Consider the following 16,259-nt stretch of genomic DNA (forward strand, 5'->3'; position numbering starts at 1 on the left):
GAATGCGCCCAGATTGGTGGTCTGGGTCACGTCGGGCGCGGTGGTGACGATGCGGTCGGCCAGTGCGTCCCCGGATTTCGCCAATTCCAGCAGGACATGCCCGAACGCCGACTGGGTGGATTGCTCGACCGCGTGCGGCGCAACCAGCCGCGGCACGGCAACTGCGGGCGCATCGGCTTCGGGCGGCACCTTGCTGATCGGGCTTTGGCCGACGAACGCCGCCAGCCGCGCTGCCGCATTGTCACCAAGGCCGCCCCACTTGTTCCACTCGTCCCCCTCGGCGATGCCAAGCGAGGTGCGGAACTGCGCGATCTGCGCCGGATTCATGATACCGCTGTGGTTGTCCTTGTGGCCGGCAAGCGGCAGGCCATATCCCTTCACCGTATAGGCGATGAACAGCGTCGGCTTGTCGTCCTGCGCGGCGTCGAACGCCTCGATCAGCGATTCGATGCAGTGGCCGCCAAGATTCATCATCAGCGCGGCCAGTTCGTCGTCGTCGAAGCCCGCCAGCAGTGCTGCAACCTCGGGCTGGCTGCCGATATCGGCCAGCAGCCGTTCGCGCCATGCGGCCCCGCCCTTGTAGGTAAGCGCAGCGTAGTCGGCGTTCGGGCAGTTGTCGATCCAGTCCTCCAGCACCCGCCCGCCCGGCTTGGCAAAGGCCGCCTGCTGGCGCTTGCCGTGCTTCAGGGTGATGACCCTCCAGCCGCAGGTTTCGAAGATGTCGTCGAAGCGGCGGAACATGCGGTCGGCGGTGGTGCTGTCCAGCGACTGCCGGTTGTAGTCGACGATCCACCAGCAGTTCCGCAGATCGTGCTTGTAGCCTTCGATCAGGCATTCATAGATATTGCCTTCGTCCAGTTCGGCGTCGCCCATCAGCGCGATCATGCGCCCGGCCTGTTCCGGCGCCAGCCTGCCATGCGCGATCAGATAATCCTGCACGAGGCTGGAAAAAGCGGTAACTGCAACCCCCAAACCCACCGACCCGGTGGAGAAATCCACCGGAATCGAGTCCTTGGTGCGGCTGGGATAGCTTTGCACCCCGCCGAGGCCGCGAAACCGCTCCATGCGCTCGCGTGTCTGGTTGTCGAGCAGATAGTGGATCGCATGCAGCACCGGGCCGGCATGCGGCTTCACTGCCACCTTGTCATGGCGGCCAAGCGCATGAAAATACAGCACCGTCATGATCGCCGTCAGCGAGGCGCAGCTCGCCTGATGCCCGCCCACCTTCAGCCCGTCACGCTTGGGCCGGATATGGTTGGCGTTGTGGATCATCCACGAGGAAATCCAGCGCAGCCGCGTCTCCAGCATCGTCAGCGATGCCAGGAGATCCTGTCGTTCCGCCTTGGATGTCGTGGGCATTGCACTACCTCTTGCGTTCAGTTTCCAGCCACCCCCTTAGCAGGCCGTTGGCGGCCGGGCAGCCCATCGATCATCCGGCCAGACAGGGCAAGGCTACCAGTGCACCATCGGCAGCCCCGCAACCGGCGAGCGGAAGAACGGGATATGGTTGCCGCGCAGGCTGCCCAGATAGACCGTCTGCAAATCGGCCCCGCCGAACGTGACGCTGGCCATCCACGGCGCGATCGTTCCGCCGCATTTCATCATCGTATCGAAGCTGACCGGCCGGCCGGGGCTGCTGGCCGCGAACTCCGCCTCGTAGGCGGCGGTCGCCTCGGCATTGCCGTCGTCCAGCAGTTCCAGCACTTCACCCTCGGGCGTGATCGCGATCAGGCGATCGGCGATGATCATCGTCGCCCACAGGTTGCCGTAGGCATCGAACGCGATGCCGTCGATGACGCCTGCACCCAGATTGTCGGGCCCGAAGATTTCCCTGTCGGTCAGGGTGCCGTCGGGCTGAACCCTCAGCCGCGTCACGCGCTTGCCGGTCGTCTCGGCGACATAGAGCCATTCTTCCGCCGCATCGAGGCGGATTTCATTGGTGAATGCAAAGCCGTCGGCGACGATGCGCAAACCCTTGTCGTCCAGCAGGCAGACATAGCCATCGGCAAGTCCCCGGCAGGTGGCGTCACTCCATGGGTTCACCATGGTCGAGATCGTCACCCAGATGCGGTCGCGGCGGTCGCGCAGCACGAAGTTCACCTTGCCCAGCGGCCTGCCGTCGATGCTGTCGGCCAGCACCCGTGTGTCGCCGGTGCGTGTCATGATTTCCAGCCTGTCGGTGCCGAAGTTGGAAATCAGGATGTCGCCATTGCGGGCAAACGCCAATCCGTTCGGCAGCGTCCCCGTCAGCAGGCTGGCGGCGGCATTCTTCGACAGGTCGAAATGGTGGTCAGACCGCTGCGCAACCAGCGTCTGCGAGCCGTCTGGCGCGATCCGTATCACACCCCCACGGGCATCCGCCGACCAGAGCGTGCCGTCACGCTCGGCCAGAATGCATTCGGGCCGCTGGAGATCATGCCCGATACGCCCGATCGCCTGGCGATCAACGGCAAAGCCCTTCAGCGGGTTCGGCCCGCGCCCGGTCCGGATCAGCGTCATGCCATCGCCCCCACGTCGCTCGACCCCTTCAGTTGCAGCATCCGGCGGGCGTCTTCGGGCGTTGCGATTTCCAGCGACAGCCCTTCCAGGATACGCCGGATCTTCTTCACCTGTTCGGCATTGCTGGCGGCAAGCTGGTGCGGTTCGCCCCACAGCGAATCCTCCAGGCCAACGCGCACATTGCCGCCAAGCGCCGCCGAAATCGTTGCGATCGGCATCTGGTTGCGCCCCGCCCCAAGCACCGACCACACATAATCATTCGGGCCGAACAGCCGGTCGGCAGTGCGCTTCATCATCAGCACGTCTTCGTAGTGGGCGCCGATTCCGCCACGGATTCCGAACACCGTCTGCAGAAAGATCGGGCCGGTCAGCAGTCCGCGATCGCGGAAATAGGCGGCCGAATACAGGTGGCCGACATCATAGCACTCGATCTCGAAGCGGGTGCCCTGATCGCCGCAGGTGCGCAGGATATGCTCGATGTCGCTATAGGTGTTGCGGAAGATGTTGCGCTCGGTGCTCTTCAGATGCTCCTCCTCCCAGTCGTGCTGGAAGGTTTTGTAGCGGCCCAGCATCTCGGACAGCACGAAGTTCATCGAACCCATGTTCAGCGACGCGATTTCCGGCTTGAAGACCGTCGCCGGGCGCAGGCGCTCCTCGACGGTCATGGTGATCGCGCCGCCCGTGGTGATATTGATGACGGCCGGGCATTCCTGGGCGATGCGCGGCAGGAACTTCGCATAGACTGCCGGGTCCTGCGTCGGCTTGCCGGTTTCCGGTTCGCGCGCATGAAGGTGAACGATTGCTGCGCCCGCCTCGGCGGCACCGATCGCCGCCTGCGCGATTTCGGCCGGCGTTACCGGCAGGTGCGGAGACATCGACGGCGTGTGCACCGAACCCGTAACCGCGCAAGTAATGATGACCTTCTTCGCCACGAACTTCTCCCCTGACTCGCGCAGGGCGGCGGCTGTTCGCGCCTGCCCCGCAGCTATTCTTGCAACGAGACCCTAGGGGCACCCTCCGCGGCTTCGGAAATCGAGAGATGTTATGCGTATCATCAGCACTGCCGATTTCTGCTTCACACCGGTTCGACCTAACACCACCAAACGGGAGTGGAGGGACGAAATGCACGGTTGCCGTCAATGCCTGATGTCGAGGCGCAGCATGGCCAAGGCCGGCCTGGCTGCAATCGCCAGCGCCGCATTCGCTGGCCACGCCGGAAAGGCGCTTGCCGCCACTGCCGCGCTGCGGCCCATCGATTTCCACACCCATATGTTCGACCCCGATCTGCCGAATCTGTTCAAAGCCGCACAAAGCGATCTGCAAACAAAACATGCGGGCGCCTGGATCACAGCGATGCAGTCACCGGATGCGCACATCCGGCACATGGATCGGCATGGCATCGGCAGCCACGTCGTCGGCTATTCCAACGCCATCCACGGCATCAGCTGGGGCACACCGGCCGATGATCTCAGGCTCTATCGCGCCAACAACGACCGCATTTCCCGCGAATGGATGCAGGCCCATCCCGGCCGTTTCCACGGTGCGTTCGGCATCCCGACGCAGGACCTGAAGCTTGCCATCCCCGAACTCGAACGCGCGGCGACGCAGCTTGGCATGAAGGTGCTGCAGATTTCGTCCGTCTCGCCCGACGGCGTTTACTATGGCGACCGGCGCTTCGACCCGCTGTGGGAAGCGGTGCACCGACTGGGGCTGACGGTATTCATCCATCCGCACGGGCAGGACGACCAGCCGCCGCTCAACGAATATGCGCTTTCCAATTCCGTCGGTCAGGGCATCGAAGAAGTGAAAGTGATGTCGTCGATCATCATGAACGGCGTCTTCGACCGCTACCCCGGCATCCGCATCGTCATCGCCCACGGCGGCGGCTTCCTGCCGCATTATTATGGCCGCCTCGACCGCAACGCCATCGAGCGGCCGCAGACCATGCGCAACATCAGCCGCATGCCAAGCACTTACCTGAAGGATTTCTACTACGACAGTTGTGTCTACAGCCCGGACATCCTGAACGCGCTGATCCGGATCGTCGGCATAGACCGCATCGTCCTCGGCTCGGATTTCCCCGTCGGCGAGGAAGACGGCCTTGGCGACCTGAAGAAAACTCCCGGCATCACCGCCGCCGCAGTCGAAAAGATCGCGATCACCACGCCGGCGCGGCTGCTCGGCCTCTGACACACTGTTGCACGGCCCCGAAAGCCGCTATTCCCGGTTCCTTAGGAATCGAGGGATTTTCTGATGCATCTGCAGGGACTCGACCTCAATCTGCTGATCGCACTCGATGCGCTGCTGAGCGAGCGCAACGTCACCCGTGCAGCCGAGCGTATGCACATCTCGCAGCCGGGCATGAGCGCAGCCCTGCAAAAGCTCAGGTGGCACTTCGAGGACGAGCTGCTCGAACGCATCGGCAGGCGCCTCGAACTCACGCCGCGCGCGCGCCAGTTGGTCGATCCGGTGCGAGACATCCTCACCCGCGTGCGCGCGCTGTCCGATGCGGAAGAACAATTCGATCCGTCCGGCGCCGACCGGCTGTTCCGCCTTGCCGGATCGTCGCTGTGCAGCGGATTGCTGGCCCTGCCGCTGGCACAGCGGCTGATCCGCGAAGCGCCAGGCATCCGCTTCCAGTTCGAGGATCTTTCCGAAGCAACGCTCCAGCGATTGTCGGAAGGCGGCATCGACTTTGCGATCGTGGTGTCGCAACTGCTGACGCTCGACCCGGCGGGCCTCGACAAGACATTCAGCGAAACCCCGCTGTTCAACGACCGGTTCGTGCTGGTGGTCGCTGCCGACAATGATCTGGTCGGCGAAACCCTGACCTATCAGCAGTTCTGCGCCATTCCCTATGTCGGTGTGCAGTTCGGCATCCAGACGGCGTCGATCGCCGAAAAGATCCTGCGCCATCAGGCCGACCATCCAACCGTCAGGTTCTGGCTGCCATCGTTCCACGAGGCATTCCGCGTCGTCGCCGGAACGGGATTGGCAACGATCGCGCCCAGAATGCTGGCCAAACGCTATGCCCGCACGCTGAACCTCAGGATCATCGATCCGCCGCCGCTCGACCTGCCGACCCTTGCCGAACAACTGTGCTGGCACCCGCGCAACGATCCCGATCCTGGCCATCGCTGGTTCCGCGACATCGTGCTGGAAGTAACGCAGCAGGTGATGGCCGAAACCGGCAACGACGCGTAACGGCGTCAGTCGCTGCCGAGGCAGCGCCTTGCATAAGCCTGAAATCCAACCGGCTCGCGGCCGAGCAGCCAGCGCAGCACGTTCGCATTCCCCTTCAGCCCGAAGCGGCTGTAGAAATTGAACAACCGCTCGATCATCGCGGCGGTATAGTCGGTTGCGTGTGGTTCAGACGCCAGCATCGGCGCCAGCATCGCAACCAGCGCATCCAGCGGTATCCGTTCCGCCCCGATCGGGCGGCCCGTCAGTTCGGAAAGTGCGGCAGCCATTGCCGTGCCGCTCAGTTGTTCGGGCGAGGACAGATCATAGGTCGCCCAGATATGGCCGTCCTCGGTTGCGACCTTCGCCGTAACTTCGCCCACATCCTCCATGTCGACAAAACCAAGCGGCCTGTCGACATCGTAGGTCAGCATCAGCCTGCCCGAACCGGCGGCGGCCGCGATGTCGAGATTCTGGAAATAATGTATCGGCCGCACGATCGTGAACGGCAGGCCCGACATGACAAGATAGTCTTCAACCGCCAGCTTGGCGCGGTGGTTCATCAGATAGTCGATCTGCGGCAGGATCACCGACACATAGACGAAGTGCCCGACACCGGCGCGGCGCGCGGCGTCGATGGCGAACTGGCCCATCGCCACTTCCTTGTCCTGCAACGCCGGAGCGACATGCACCACGGTCGAGGCACCCTGCATCGCCGCGCACATGGCGTCGATATCCAGCATGCCCCCCTGCACAATTGCCGTTGCGCCAGCCTTCCGCAGTGCGTCGTGGTCGAGCTTGCGACCATAGGCCCGGAACGCCCCGCCGCGCGCCCGCAACCCGCGCATCACCGCGTGCTGGGTACGGCTTCCCGCACAGTTCAGGAAAATTTCGCCACCCGCTGCCATCTGTCCCTCCCCGCGTTGAACCGCGTATCTGGCGACCTTAGCCAGCGTTCCTTGGCTGCTGAAAGCACCAGAACGAATAGCAAGCATAGCATCTGGTGATTGGCCTGCCGCCACCCCCGTCCCTAGCCTGAACATGAAGGAATCCATGGGGGGCGTAGCGATGGCGAACGACGATTTTCCGGCAATCGGCATCGGCCGCTTCCAACGCCAGGGCGGCAAACCGTTCGCCGGCCTCTTCGTCGATGGTGCGGTTCACCCGATCGGGGGCGAAAGCACCGGCAACACGATCGATCTGTTCGCCGACTGGGCGCACAACTGGCCGGAGCTTGCCCAACGCATCGACGCAATCCGCAAGTCGGCGGAACCGGGCGTTGCGGTTGACGAACTCGTCGTGCTGCCGCCGGTCGAGCCGCGACAGATCCTGTGCGCTGGCGCCAACTATCGCCGCCATGTGATCGACATCATGGCCGACCACGAAGCCGGAAGCAGCCACGGCCTCGACGCCGCCGAACGACGCAGCAAGGCAGTCCGGTTGATGGACCACCGCGCCGCCGCCGGCAGCCCGTTCGCATTCGTCAAGGCGGCGTCGGCACTGGCGGGCGCGTTCGATCCGCTGACCATCCCCGCCGACAGCAGCCAGACCGACTGGGAACTGGAACTGGCCGTGGTGATCGGCAGCCCTGCCCGCCGTGTCCGCCGCGAAGACGCCATGCAGCATGTGGCGGGCTATACCATCGCCAACGATATCAGCGCCCGCGACCATATCGCCCGGCCCGACATCCCCAACATGGGGCTGGACTTCGTCACTGGAAAATCCTGCCCCGGCTTCCTGCCGCTCGGCCCGCTGATCGTGCCAGCCGCGCTGATCGCGCAACCGCAGGATCTGCGCATCCGCCTCAGCCTGAACGGCCAGACGATGCAGGACGAATCGACCGCCGACATGATCTTCCCGATCGCGCGGCTGATCGAGTTTCTTTCAACCCATGTGCAACTGCTGCCCGGCGACGTGATCTGCACCGGATCGCCGGCCGGCAACGGCACGCATTTCGGCCGCTTCCTGCAAGACGGCGACATCATGCACGGCGCAATCGCCGGGCTTGGGCGGCATGTGGTGCCCTGCCGTGGGGAAAAAATCGGCCCGGACGCGGTGTTGCACCGGCCGTTCGCGCCGCTGGCCAGTTCCCCCGACTGACAGTCGGCCGCCGGTCAGCCCAAAAGCGCGCTGGCGTTGCCGCCAAGAATCATCCGCTGCACGTCTTCCGGAAAGTCCGCCAGCAGGCCTGCGGGATCATAGTCGCCCATGTCGAACGGATAATCGGTTCCCAGCACCACGCGGTCTGCGCCGACGATCTCCACCAGCCGCGCCAGTTGCCGGGGATCATGGACGACGCTGTCAAACCATATCCGTCGCAGATAATCGGATGGCCGGCAGGCACATCCCGCCGCTTCCGGGCGCACGGCATGCGCCTGATCCGAACGCCCGGCATAGGCAGGCAGATAGCCGCCGCCGTGCGCCGCCAGAATCTTCACGCCGGGGTGGCGATCCAGAGTGCCGCCAAAGATCAGCTTCGACAGGCACACCGTGGTTTCGAACGGCTGGCCGATGGTATTCATCAGATAATGATCGGACAGGCGCGCGCCCAGCGTGGTACCCCATGGATGAATGAAGACCAGTGCGCCCAGTTCATCGGCCTTTTGCCAGAACGGATCGAAATATCTGTCTGAAATATCCATATCGGCAGCACGGGACGAAATTTCAACACCCTTGAACCCATCGGCGCGAACGGCCCGCTCCAGTTGCATCGCAGCCTTCGCCGGATGCTGTAGCGATACCGTCGCCAGTCCCATCAGCCGGTCGGGGTGCGCCGCGCAGACGTCCAGAATATTGTCGTTGATCCGGCGAACGATTTCATCCGACAGGCCCTCGTCGGCCCAATAGTGATACTGCGTCGGCGTCGGGCTGATGACCTGCACATCGACGCCCATCGCATCCATGTCGGCAAGGCGCGCTTCAACGCTGGTCAGCCTTGGCACCAGCCCGGCGATCCGCGCCTGATTGACCGCCGCCGACCCGGCGCCGATCGCGTCGGCCTCGGCGCCGGCCTGCGCGACAAAGCCAGGCTGATCGCGCACAATGGCTTCCACCTCGGGCAGCAGAATGTGGCAATGCAGGTCGATTGCTGGTCCCGCCAGCTTCGGCACGCGTGCGCCCACGGGCACCGGCGCCCGATGTGTGCCGCACCGGTGCAGCAGCTGATCCTGCCCTTGGTCCATTCCGGCCCCTCCGCCGATACCGAATTCGTCCACCATGCGATCTATCCCGAACGGATCAGGGCCGGGCTTCCGCCCGGCCCCGCAACCATTGTCAGAAGCTGTAGCCGACGCTTGCGCCCCACATGCGCGGCGGCTTGTAGCCGCCGTTCATAGCAAAACCGGTGGTCTGGGCGGCAACGAAGACGTTGCTGCGCACCTTCTGGTCGGTCAGGTTCTTCACGAACAGGCTAGCGCGCCAGCGCTCGTCGGCGCTTTCATACTGGAGCGACGCATCCACCAGCGCCACCGGCTTCTGCGACAGCCGGTCGTCGTTGAACTCGGTGAAGAACTGCCTGCTGCTGTAGGCGACATCGCCGCGAAGCGACAGCCGCCCCGGCAGCCCCACCGGCAGCTCGACTTCGGCGCCGCCGTTGATCGCCCATTGCGGCGCGTTCGCCAGATGGTTACCCGACAGGTTCAGAATGCCAAGCTCGGGCCGCGCCGGGTTCTTGGTTTCGAACTCGCGGAAGCGGGCATCGAGGTAGGTGATCGCCAGATTGAGATCGAGCTGCGGCACCGGCTTTGCCGTCACCTCAAGCTCGAAACCCTTCACCCGCGCCGACGCGGCATTTTCCGTCACGATCGAATTGCCGACCAGCTTGTTTACCTGCAAATCCTTGTAATCATAATAGAACGCGCTGCCGTTCAATTGCAGGCGGCGATCCAGCAGCGTGGTCTTGAAGCCTGCTTCATAAGACCAGACATATTCCGGCCCGACCGGCGGATTCGGGTTGCCGATCAGGATGACCCCGCTCTTGAAGCCGCGCGTCACCGACGCATACAGCATCACGTCTTCGGCAGGCCGATAGTCCACCCCGAATTTCGGCGTGACCGCGTTCCAGGTCCTGCTCTGGTCGATCGGAATGACGATGTTTGCCGAATTGGGCGGCGGCATGAAGGTGAACACCGTCAGATTGCCGACCGAGTGCCGCTTCTCGTTGCTGTAGCGAAGCCCCGCCGTAAGCCGGAAATCATCGACCACTTCATAGGTCCATTGCGTGAAGGCCGCGAACGACTTGACGCTCAGGTCGCCATATTCATGATAGGTCGGGTCGGGGTTCTGGAAGTGGAATACACGCCCCAGAAACGGGAAGTCGACGTGCAGTTGCGCATGCACATTCTCGCTGAAATAGAACAGCCCAGCCGTGCCCTGCAGCCGGTCTCCGCTATAGTTCAGTTGCAGTTCCTGCGAAAACTGCCGGGCTTTTTCCATCGTCAAGGTCGGGCCGAACGCATCGAACGAGGTGACGGCAGGATCGTTGATCCCGGCGCGATAGGATTCGCGATATCCGGTGATCGAACGGATTCCCAGATGATCCGCCGCATCGACGTCGATGGTGCCGCCGAAACCCCAACTGTTGCGATCGTTGCTGATGTGAACGCGGCTGGCGATGTCGCGGCTGTCGACCAGCATGATCGCGCCCTGGTCTAGCCCCGGAATCGGCACGTCGGCGCGATAGGGGCCGAAGGCGTGGAATGCGTAGTTCGCGTCCTTGGCGCGGGTGAAATCGCCGGTCACGGCAACGCGAACTCTTTCGCTCGGATCGGCCTCGATCGTTGCCCGCACCGCCCAGGTGCTCTGATCGTCGATCTCCTTGTTCAGATAGACGTTGCGCCCGAAACCATCGTGGCGATTGGTCTGGAATGCGAAACGGGCGCGGATGTCGCCCTGCGAATCGAGCGGGCCGCTGATCGCACCCTCGGCGGTCAGGGCGTTGTAATTGCCGAACGAAAGATTGAGGTAGCCGCTGTTTTCCCGTGTGGGGCGGCGGGTGATGACGTTCACAACCCCGCCCGTCGCATTGCGACCGTACAGCGTGCCCTGCGGGCCGCGCAGCACTTCCACGCGCTCGACGTCGAAGAAAGATGCAAGCTGCGCGCTCGGGCGGCCGATCACCACACCGTCGATCTGGAACGCGACGCTTGGATCCTGGCCGTTCGAAATCGAGGTCAGGCCGATGCCTCGAATGAACAGCCGCGCAAAACCGGCGTGCTGGCCAACCGAAATTCCCGGCGCGACGCGCGGCAGATCCAGCACCGACGTCACTCGCCTGCGCTCAAGTTCGGCCGAACCGATCGCCGACACCGCCAGCGGCACTTCCTGCAAATTCTCGGCGCGCTTCTGTGCCGTCACCACGATATCGGCAATGCCTTCCACGTCGGCGGCGGCAGCCGGCGCCCCGCCCGGCGCGGGCGCTGCCTCCGCGCCGGCGTTCGCCGATGCCGAAAATGACATCCCGGCTGCGATCACGCATGCCGAACCGAGCAACCAACCATTTCGCATTGCCACCTCCCCAACGAAGCGGGCGCTTCAGTGCGCCACTCCCTCAATTCAGCCGGAACGGGCCACGCGTCGTTGCTGCACGACAGCCAGGCCCTGATCGCGGCCCGCTTCGATTGGCAGGCATGGAAAGCAATCTCCAATATGTTGTTCCTATATCACCCATATGCCGGGCTAATGGCCGCGATTGTTGCAAGAGCGCCCGTTCCGACGCCCCGGCGGCTCGATCAGCGGGCGGGATACCTTGCATACCAACCGACTATTTCAGGATACCCCCGCCGCCCCCTATGGTCCGTTGAAATTCAGGCAACACGACAAGAGGGAGATCGTGGTGAGCGCTGTCAGCAATGTGTTGATCGTGGGTGGCGGGATTGGCGGCCTGTCGGCGGCCGTCGCCCTGTGCCGGCAAGGCATCAAGGTGGATGTCGTCGAAAAATACCAGACGGATGCCGTGCTTGGGATCGGCATCATCCTGCAGGGCAATGCGCTGCGTGCGTTGCACAGCCTCGGCATGTTCGAAGAAGTGCGCAGACATGGCTACCCCTACGACGGCTTCGCCTATTACGACGCGCAGGGGCAGAACCGGCATTTCCTGAAGGGCGACCTGATCGCCGGGCCGGAATACCCCTCGATGATGGGGATCACCCGGCCCGACTACGCCCACATCCTGACGACCGCCGCCGACAAGTCAGGCGCCCGGGTGCGGACCGGCATGTCGATCACGGCGCTGGCGCAGGATGCCGACGGCGTCGACGTGACATTCACCGACGGCACGACCGGGCGCTACGACGTGGTGGTCGGCGCCGACGGGATTCATTCGATCACGCGCCAACTGGTGTTCGGCAAGATCGCCGAGCCGCGCTACAGCGGACAGGCGGCGTGGCGCGTCAACTTCCCGCGTGAGACCGACGAACTGGAAAGCTACGATGGAGGCGAAGGCGACCGCGCGGGCGTGGTGCCGCTAAGCGAAACCATCATGTACATGTACGTGACCGACAAGGCCGACGAACCGGTCGAGCCGAAGGGCGATCTGCGCGAGGTGCTGACGCGGAAACTGGCGAACTATGGCGGCCGGATCGGCCATCTGCGCGACACGCTGCCGCCAGCCGACCAGATCGTCTGGAAGCCGTTTCTGGTCGTCGATCTGCCGGCGCCGTGGTTCAAGGGCCGCGTCGTCATCCTGGGGGATGCCGCCCACGCATCGACCGCGCACCTTGGGCAGGGGGGCGCGATGGCGATCGAGGATGCAGTGGTGCTGGCCGAGGAACTGGGCAAGGACATCGACGTCGATACCGCCTTCCGGAACTACATGGACAGGCGCCTGCCGCGTGCGGGGAAGATCAAGGAATGGTCGGAACTGCTGTGCCGCCAAGAGATCGAGCGTTCTCCCGATGCCGATCACATCGGCATCGCAGCCAAGGCGTTCGAGCTGGTGAAGCAACCCCTCTGAGGCAGCAGCCCCGAAAGGCCTCGCCCGCACACAGGAGTTTCCATGTTCGAGCCATTCCCCGGCAACTATGTCTGGAATCTGTCGGTCAACATCTGTCTGGCGATGGGCGGCGCCATCGGAGAAATCGAGGAAGCCAACGCCCCCGTGCGCGAAGCGGCGCTTCTGGGCGACGATGCAGGCACGCAGGCCTTCTTCGATAGCTGGATGGCGCTCGCCGACCGGCTGGCCGCACAGGGCGCCGAAGCCGAGGCCGCAGGCCACGGCCTCACGGCAAGCGAAAAATACGCGCGCTCCCTTGCCTATGGCATGACGGCCGAACGCATGCAGGCGCGAGATCACGCGCCGCGCCGCGAAGCCTATGCAAAGATGCTGGTGGCGCGTGACGGCATGTTCCGTGCAGGAGGCATCCGCTGCGAAGCAGTCGAGATCCCGTGGCAGGGCGCCATGCTTCCCGCGCTGTTCCTGCCTGCAAGCCAGCCCGGACCGGCGCCCTGCATGATCTTCTGCAACGGCTTCGACAGCATCAAGGAGATGATCTACCTCATCAACCGCGACGCGTTTGCGCGCCGTGGCGTTGCCTTGCTGATGATCGACCAGCCGGGCGTCGGCGGCGCGCTGCGCCTGCACGGCTTGACCGCCATCCACGACACCGAGCGCTGGGCGGCTGCCGCCGTCGATTATCTGGAACGCCGCGCCGATGTCGATCCAGAACGAATCGGCATCATGGGCTGGTCGCTCGGCGGCTATTATGCTCCGCGCGCCGCCTGCTACGAAAAGCGGCTCAAGCTGTGTGTCGCCTGGGGGGCGAACCATAACTGGGGCGCGCTGCAACATCGCCGCGCCGCGCGCGAGGGCGACCGCCCGGTCCCGCACTATTGGGAACATGCGTGCTGGGTGTGGGGGGAACCGTCTGCCGAGGCGCTGCTCGCCAGATGCGACCGCATCACCCTTGCAGGGCATTTGCAGCACATGACGGTGCCGTTCCTCGTCACCCATGGCGCCAACGATCGCCAGATCCCGGTGGCCGACGCCCATCAAAGCCATGCCGAAGCCGTCAACAGCCCAGATCGGGAACTGAAGATATTCACCCCGCTGGAAGGCGGCATCGAACATGTCGGCACCGACAATATCGAACCCATGCGAAGCTTCGTTGCAGACTGGGTCGCCGACCGGCTGGCCTGACCGCAGGCGCGCGCGTCAGAGCAGAACGAGCTGGTCCCGGTGGATGACGGCGCTGCGCGGGGCATAGCCAAGGATCGCCTCGACCTCGGTGCTGCGCCGTCCGGCGATCGCGCGCGCGTCGGCCGCATCATAGCCGATCAGGCCGCGCGCCACCGGCTGCCCTTCACGGTCGGTCACGTCGACCGCATCACCACGGCGAAACTGGCCCTCGATCCCCACAACGCCGGCCGAAAGCAGGCTTTTCCCGGCCCGCAGCGCTTCGACCGCACCGTCATCGACCGCAAGTCGCCCTTCCACCTGCATCCGCCCGGCAAGCCAGGCCTTGCGGGCGGTCAGCGCATCATGGGCGGCAAAGATCGTGCCGCGCCCGGTTTCGTCGAAGCGGGCCAGCGGATGATCGGGCTTCCCCGCCACGATGGCGACGGGCACGCCCGCCGCATGGGCGATGCGCGCGGCCTCGATCTTGGCCTGCATTCCGCCAGAACCCATCCCCGACGACGACGCCCGCGTCGCCATATGGGCAACCGCTGCAATGTCCTCGACGGTCGGGATGAACGCAGCGCCGGCATCCTCGGCCGGGTTTGCCGTGTACAGCCCGTCGATATCCGAAAGCAGGATCAACGCATCGGCGCGTCCGGCCTGCGCGGTGCGCGCCGCCAGCCGGTCATTGTCGCCGAAGCGGATTTCCTCGGTCGCAACCGAATCATTCTCGTTCAGGATCGGCACAACCCCAAGGCTCAGCAGCCGGTCGAGCGTCGCCGATGCGTTCAGAAACCGGCGACGATCCTCGAAATCGCCGAGCGTCAGCAGCATCTGCGCGGCCGGGATGCCATGCATCGCCAGCAGTTCCGCCCAGAGACCGGCCAACAGGATCTGCCCGGTCGCGGCTGATGCCTGCGCATCCTCGAGCGTGCCGCGCCCGCCCTTGGGCAGCTTCAACAGCCTGCTGCCCAGCGCGATCGCGCCCGACGATACCAGAATGAGCTTCTGCCCGGCGCGGTGGCGCGCCGCCAGATCGGCGACCAGCGTTTCCAGCCATGCCCGGCGGACTTCGCCGGACGCTTCGATCAGCAGCGACGAACCGACTTTCACCACCAGCCGCGGCGCGTGCGCAGGTGTAAATCCACCAGCCCGCCCGCTCATAGCGGCGACCATCCGGCTTCCTCGGCGTCGGCGGGTTGATGATCTGGGCGCAGTTCGCGCAGCACTGCACCAAGAACCGCGTCCACCCCCTCGCCGGTCATTGTCGAGATGACCAGCGGCGCCACCCCCGTGCGCCGTTCGATGGCGCGGGAAACGGCTGCGATCTTCTGCGGCGTTGCCGTATCCAGCTTCGACAGCACCACGATTTCGATCTTGTCCTCGAGGCCCGCGCCATAGGCTTCGAGTTCGTCGCGGACGATGTCATAGCCTGCGGTCGGCGCTTCGCCGCCCGCATCGACCAGATGCAGCAGCAGGCGGCAGCGTTCGATATGGCCGAGGAAGCGGTCGCCGATGCCTGCGCCGTCGGCCGCCCCTTCGATCAGGCCGGGAATGTCGGCCATCACGAACTCGCGGCCCTGGTGCGACACCACCCCAAGCTGCGGCTTCAGCGTGGTAAACGCATAGGCGCCCACTTTCGCGCGGGCGTTGGTCACGGCGTTCAGAAAGCTTGACTTGCCGGCGTTCGGCAGCCCCACCAACCCGACGTCCGCCAGCAGCTTCAGCCTCAGCCAGACCGACAATTCCTGCCCCGGAAAGCCCTTCTGGAACTGGCGCGGGGCGCGATTCGTCGATGTCTTGTAGTGGGCGTTGCCTTTGCCGCCGTCGCCGCCCTTCAGGAACAGGATTCGCTGCCCGGCTTCGGTCAGGTCGGCCAGCAGGGTGCGCTCGTCGTCGTCGGCCAGAACCTGCGTGCCGACGGGAACCTGAATGACAAGCTGGCGGCCGTTGGCGCCATGCCGGTCCGAACCCATGCCGCCGTGGCCGCGTTCGGCCCGGAAATGCTGGGTGTAGCGAAAGTCGATCAGCGTGTTCAGGCCGGGCACCGCTTCGAACAGAATGTCGCCGCCCTTGCCGCCATCGCCGCCGTTCGGCCCACCATATTCGACAAATTTTTCACGCCGGAAGCTGACGCAGCCATCACCGCCCCAACCCGACTTCAGGTGCACCTTCGCCTGATCGAGAAACATCATGTCGGCAGACCCCGAAACGCCGGGACCGTAGCCCAGGGCAATAGCTGAAAAAGATGAACCGCAGAAAACGAACGCGACATCCGCAATTCAGGAACAGTGGCGCACCACGCTGCCCGTGCGCACCGGCGTTCGACGCGCACATTCGAAGGACTTGATCGATGCTCAAGCATGCAATTGTTGCTGCAACCGCCGCCTTCGCCCTCGCCGCCAGCGGCGCTGCCTTTGCTGCGGCCCCGGCCGCACATCAGGCCACGCCCACTGCCGTGAAAGCC

At 64.4% G+C, this 16,259-nt stretch carries 13 protein-coding genes; 5 read left to right on the plus strand and 8 right to left on the minus strand.

The window, feature by feature from the left end; genetic code table 11:
• The 3 genes from AC16JP_RS04760 to kce form a co-directional block, all read right to left on the minus strand.
• Positions 1–1,359: thiamine pyrophosphate-dependent enzyme (locus tag AC16JP_RS04760; RefSeq protein ID WP_484339459.1), on the minus strand; the 1,359-nt coding region annotated here is incomplete at its 3' end.
• Positions 1,360–1,452: 93 nt separating this feature from the next.
• The gene (locus AC16JP_RS04765) at positions 1,453–2,499 is read right to left on the minus strand and encodes an SMP-30/gluconolactonase/LRE family protein (RefSeq protein ID WP_484339460.1); all 1,047 of its coding nucleotides are present in this window, start codon (positions 2,497–2,499) and stop codon (positions 1,453–1,455) included.
• Positions 2,496–3,431 (minus strand): 3,5-dioxohexanoate:acetyl-CoA acetone transferase, encoded by a 936-nt coding sequence (gene kce / locus AC16JP_RS04770; protein ID WP_484339461.1) that lies wholly within the window; start codon positions 3,429–3,431, stop codon positions 2,496–2,498. Before kce ends, AC16JP_RS04765 begins: the two co-directional genes overlap by 4 nt.
• A 229-nt stretch (positions 3,432–3,660) precedes the next feature.
• Here kce and AC16JP_RS04775 point away from each other — a divergent pair, with 229 nt between their 5' ends.
• Together AC16JP_RS04775 and AC16JP_RS04780 are read left to right on the plus strand one after the other, a co-directional pair.
• Positions 3,661–4,689, plus strand: coding sequence for an amidohydrolase family protein (locus tag AC16JP_RS04775; protein ID WP_484339462.1), 1,029 nt, complete (start codon positions 3,661–3,663; stop codon positions 4,687–4,689).
• Between the two features lie 63 nt (positions 4,690–4,752).
• Positions 4,753–5,703: a LysR substrate-binding domain-containing protein gene (locus AC16JP_RS04780; protein WP_484339463.1), complete on the plus strand. Its 951-nt coding sequence runs from the start codon at positions 4,753–4,755 to the stop codon at positions 5,701–5,703.
• A gap of 5 nt (positions 5,704–5,708) precedes the next feature.
• On the opposite strand, the gene AC16JP_RS04785 is transcribed toward AC16JP_RS04780, so the two are convergent.
• Complete coding sequence (locus tag AC16JP_RS04785; protein WP_484339464.1) at positions 5,709–6,587, minus strand: SDR family oxidoreductase; 879 nt, start codon at positions 6,585–6,587, stop codon at positions 5,709–5,711.
• Positions 6,588–6,732: 145 nt separating this feature from the next.
• On the opposite strand from AC16JP_RS04785, the gene AC16JP_RS04790 reads away from it, so the two are divergent.
• Positions 6,733–7,779, plus strand: coding sequence for a fumarylacetoacetate hydrolase family protein (locus tag AC16JP_RS04790; protein WP_484339465.1), 1,047 nt, complete (start codon positions 6,733–6,735; stop codon positions 7,777–7,779).
• Positions 7,780–7,793: 14 nt separating this feature from the next.
• On the opposite strand, the gene AC16JP_RS04795 is transcribed toward AC16JP_RS04790, so the two are convergent.
• Positions 7,794–8,897, minus strand: a complete 1,104-nt coding sequence (locus AC16JP_RS04795) for an amidohydrolase family protein (protein ID WP_484339466.1) — start codon at positions 8,895–8,897, stop codon at positions 7,794–7,796.
• Positions 8,898–8,952: 55 nt separating this feature from the next.
• Positions 8,953–11,136, minus strand: a complete 2,184-nt coding sequence (locus AC16JP_RS04800; RefSeq protein WP_484339467.1) for a TonB-dependent receptor — start codon at positions 11,134–11,136, stop codon at positions 8,953–8,955.
• 376 nt (positions 11,137–11,512) lie between these two features.
• Here AC16JP_RS04800 and AC16JP_RS04805 point away from each other — a divergent pair, with 376 nt between their 5' ends.
• Entirely contained in the window at positions 11,513–12,631 is a 1,119-nt protein-coding gene (locus tag AC16JP_RS04805; RefSeq protein ID WP_484339468.1) for an FAD-dependent monooxygenase, read from the plus strand.
• A 42-nt stretch (positions 12,632–12,673) separates the two neighbouring features.
• Positions 12,674–13,813 (plus strand): alpha/beta hydrolase family protein, encoded by a 1,140-nt coding sequence (locus AC16JP_RS04810; protein ID WP_484339469.1) that lies wholly within the window; start codon positions 12,674–12,676, stop codon positions 13,811–13,813.
• Positions 13,814–13,828: 15 nt separating this feature from the next.
• Here the strand turns inward: AC16JP_RS04810 and proB are convergent, their stop codons facing one another.
• Positions 13,829–14,968, minus strand: coding sequence for a glutamate 5-kinase (proB, locus tag AC16JP_RS04815; RefSeq protein WP_484339470.1), 1,140 nt, complete (start codon positions 14,966–14,968; stop codon positions 13,829–13,831).
• Positions 14,953–15,987: a GTPase ObgE gene (gene obgE / locus AC16JP_RS04820; protein WP_484339471.1), complete on the minus strand. Its 1,035-nt coding sequence runs from the start codon at positions 15,985–15,987 to the stop codon at positions 14,953–14,955. Before obgE ends, proB begins: the two co-directional genes overlap by 16 nt.
• Positions 15,988–16,259 lie beyond the last annotated feature (272 nt).

This window comes from Sandaracinobacteroides sp. (assembly GCF_057137845.1).

Coding starts and splice junctions, on each gene's coding strand:
- AC16JP_RS04775 (WP_484339462.1), top strand. CDS start 3,661: ATGGCCAAGGCCGGCCTGGCTGCAATCGCCAGCGCCGCATTCGCTGGC.
- AC16JP_RS04790 (WP_484339465.1), top strand. CDS start 6,733: ATGGGGGGCGTAGCGATGGCGAACGACGATTTTCCGGCAATCGGCATC.
- proB (WP_484339470.1), bottom strand. CDS start 14,968: ATGGTCGCCGCTATGAGCGGGCGGGCTGGTGGATTTACACCTGCGCAC.
- AC16JP_RS04795 (WP_484339466.1), bottom strand. CDS start 8,897: ATGGTGGACGAATTCGGTATCGGCGGAGGGGCCGGAATGGACCAAGGG.
- AC16JP_RS04800 (WP_484339467.1), bottom strand. CDS start 11,136: ATGTCATTTTCGGCATCGGCGAACGCCGGCGCGGAGGCAGCGCCCGCG.
- AC16JP_RS04810 (WP_484339469.1), top strand. CDS start 12,674: ATGTTCGAGCCATTCCCCGGCAACTATGTCTGGAATCTGTCGGTCAAC.
- AC16JP_RS04765 (WP_484339460.1), bottom strand. CDS start 2,499: ATGACGCTGATCCGGACCGGGCGCGGGCCGAACCCGCTGAAGGGCTTT.
- AC16JP_RS04785 (WP_484339464.1), bottom strand. CDS start 6,587: ATGGCAGCGGGTGGCGAAATTTTCCTGAACTGTGCGGGAAGCCGTACC.
- AC16JP_RS04780 (WP_484339463.1), top strand. CDS start 4,753: ATGCATCTGCAGGGACTCGACCTCAATCTGCTGATCGCACTCGATGCG.
- obgE (WP_484339471.1), bottom strand. CDS start 15,987: ATGATGTTTCTCGATCAGGCGAAGGTGCACCTGAAGTCGGGTTGGGGC.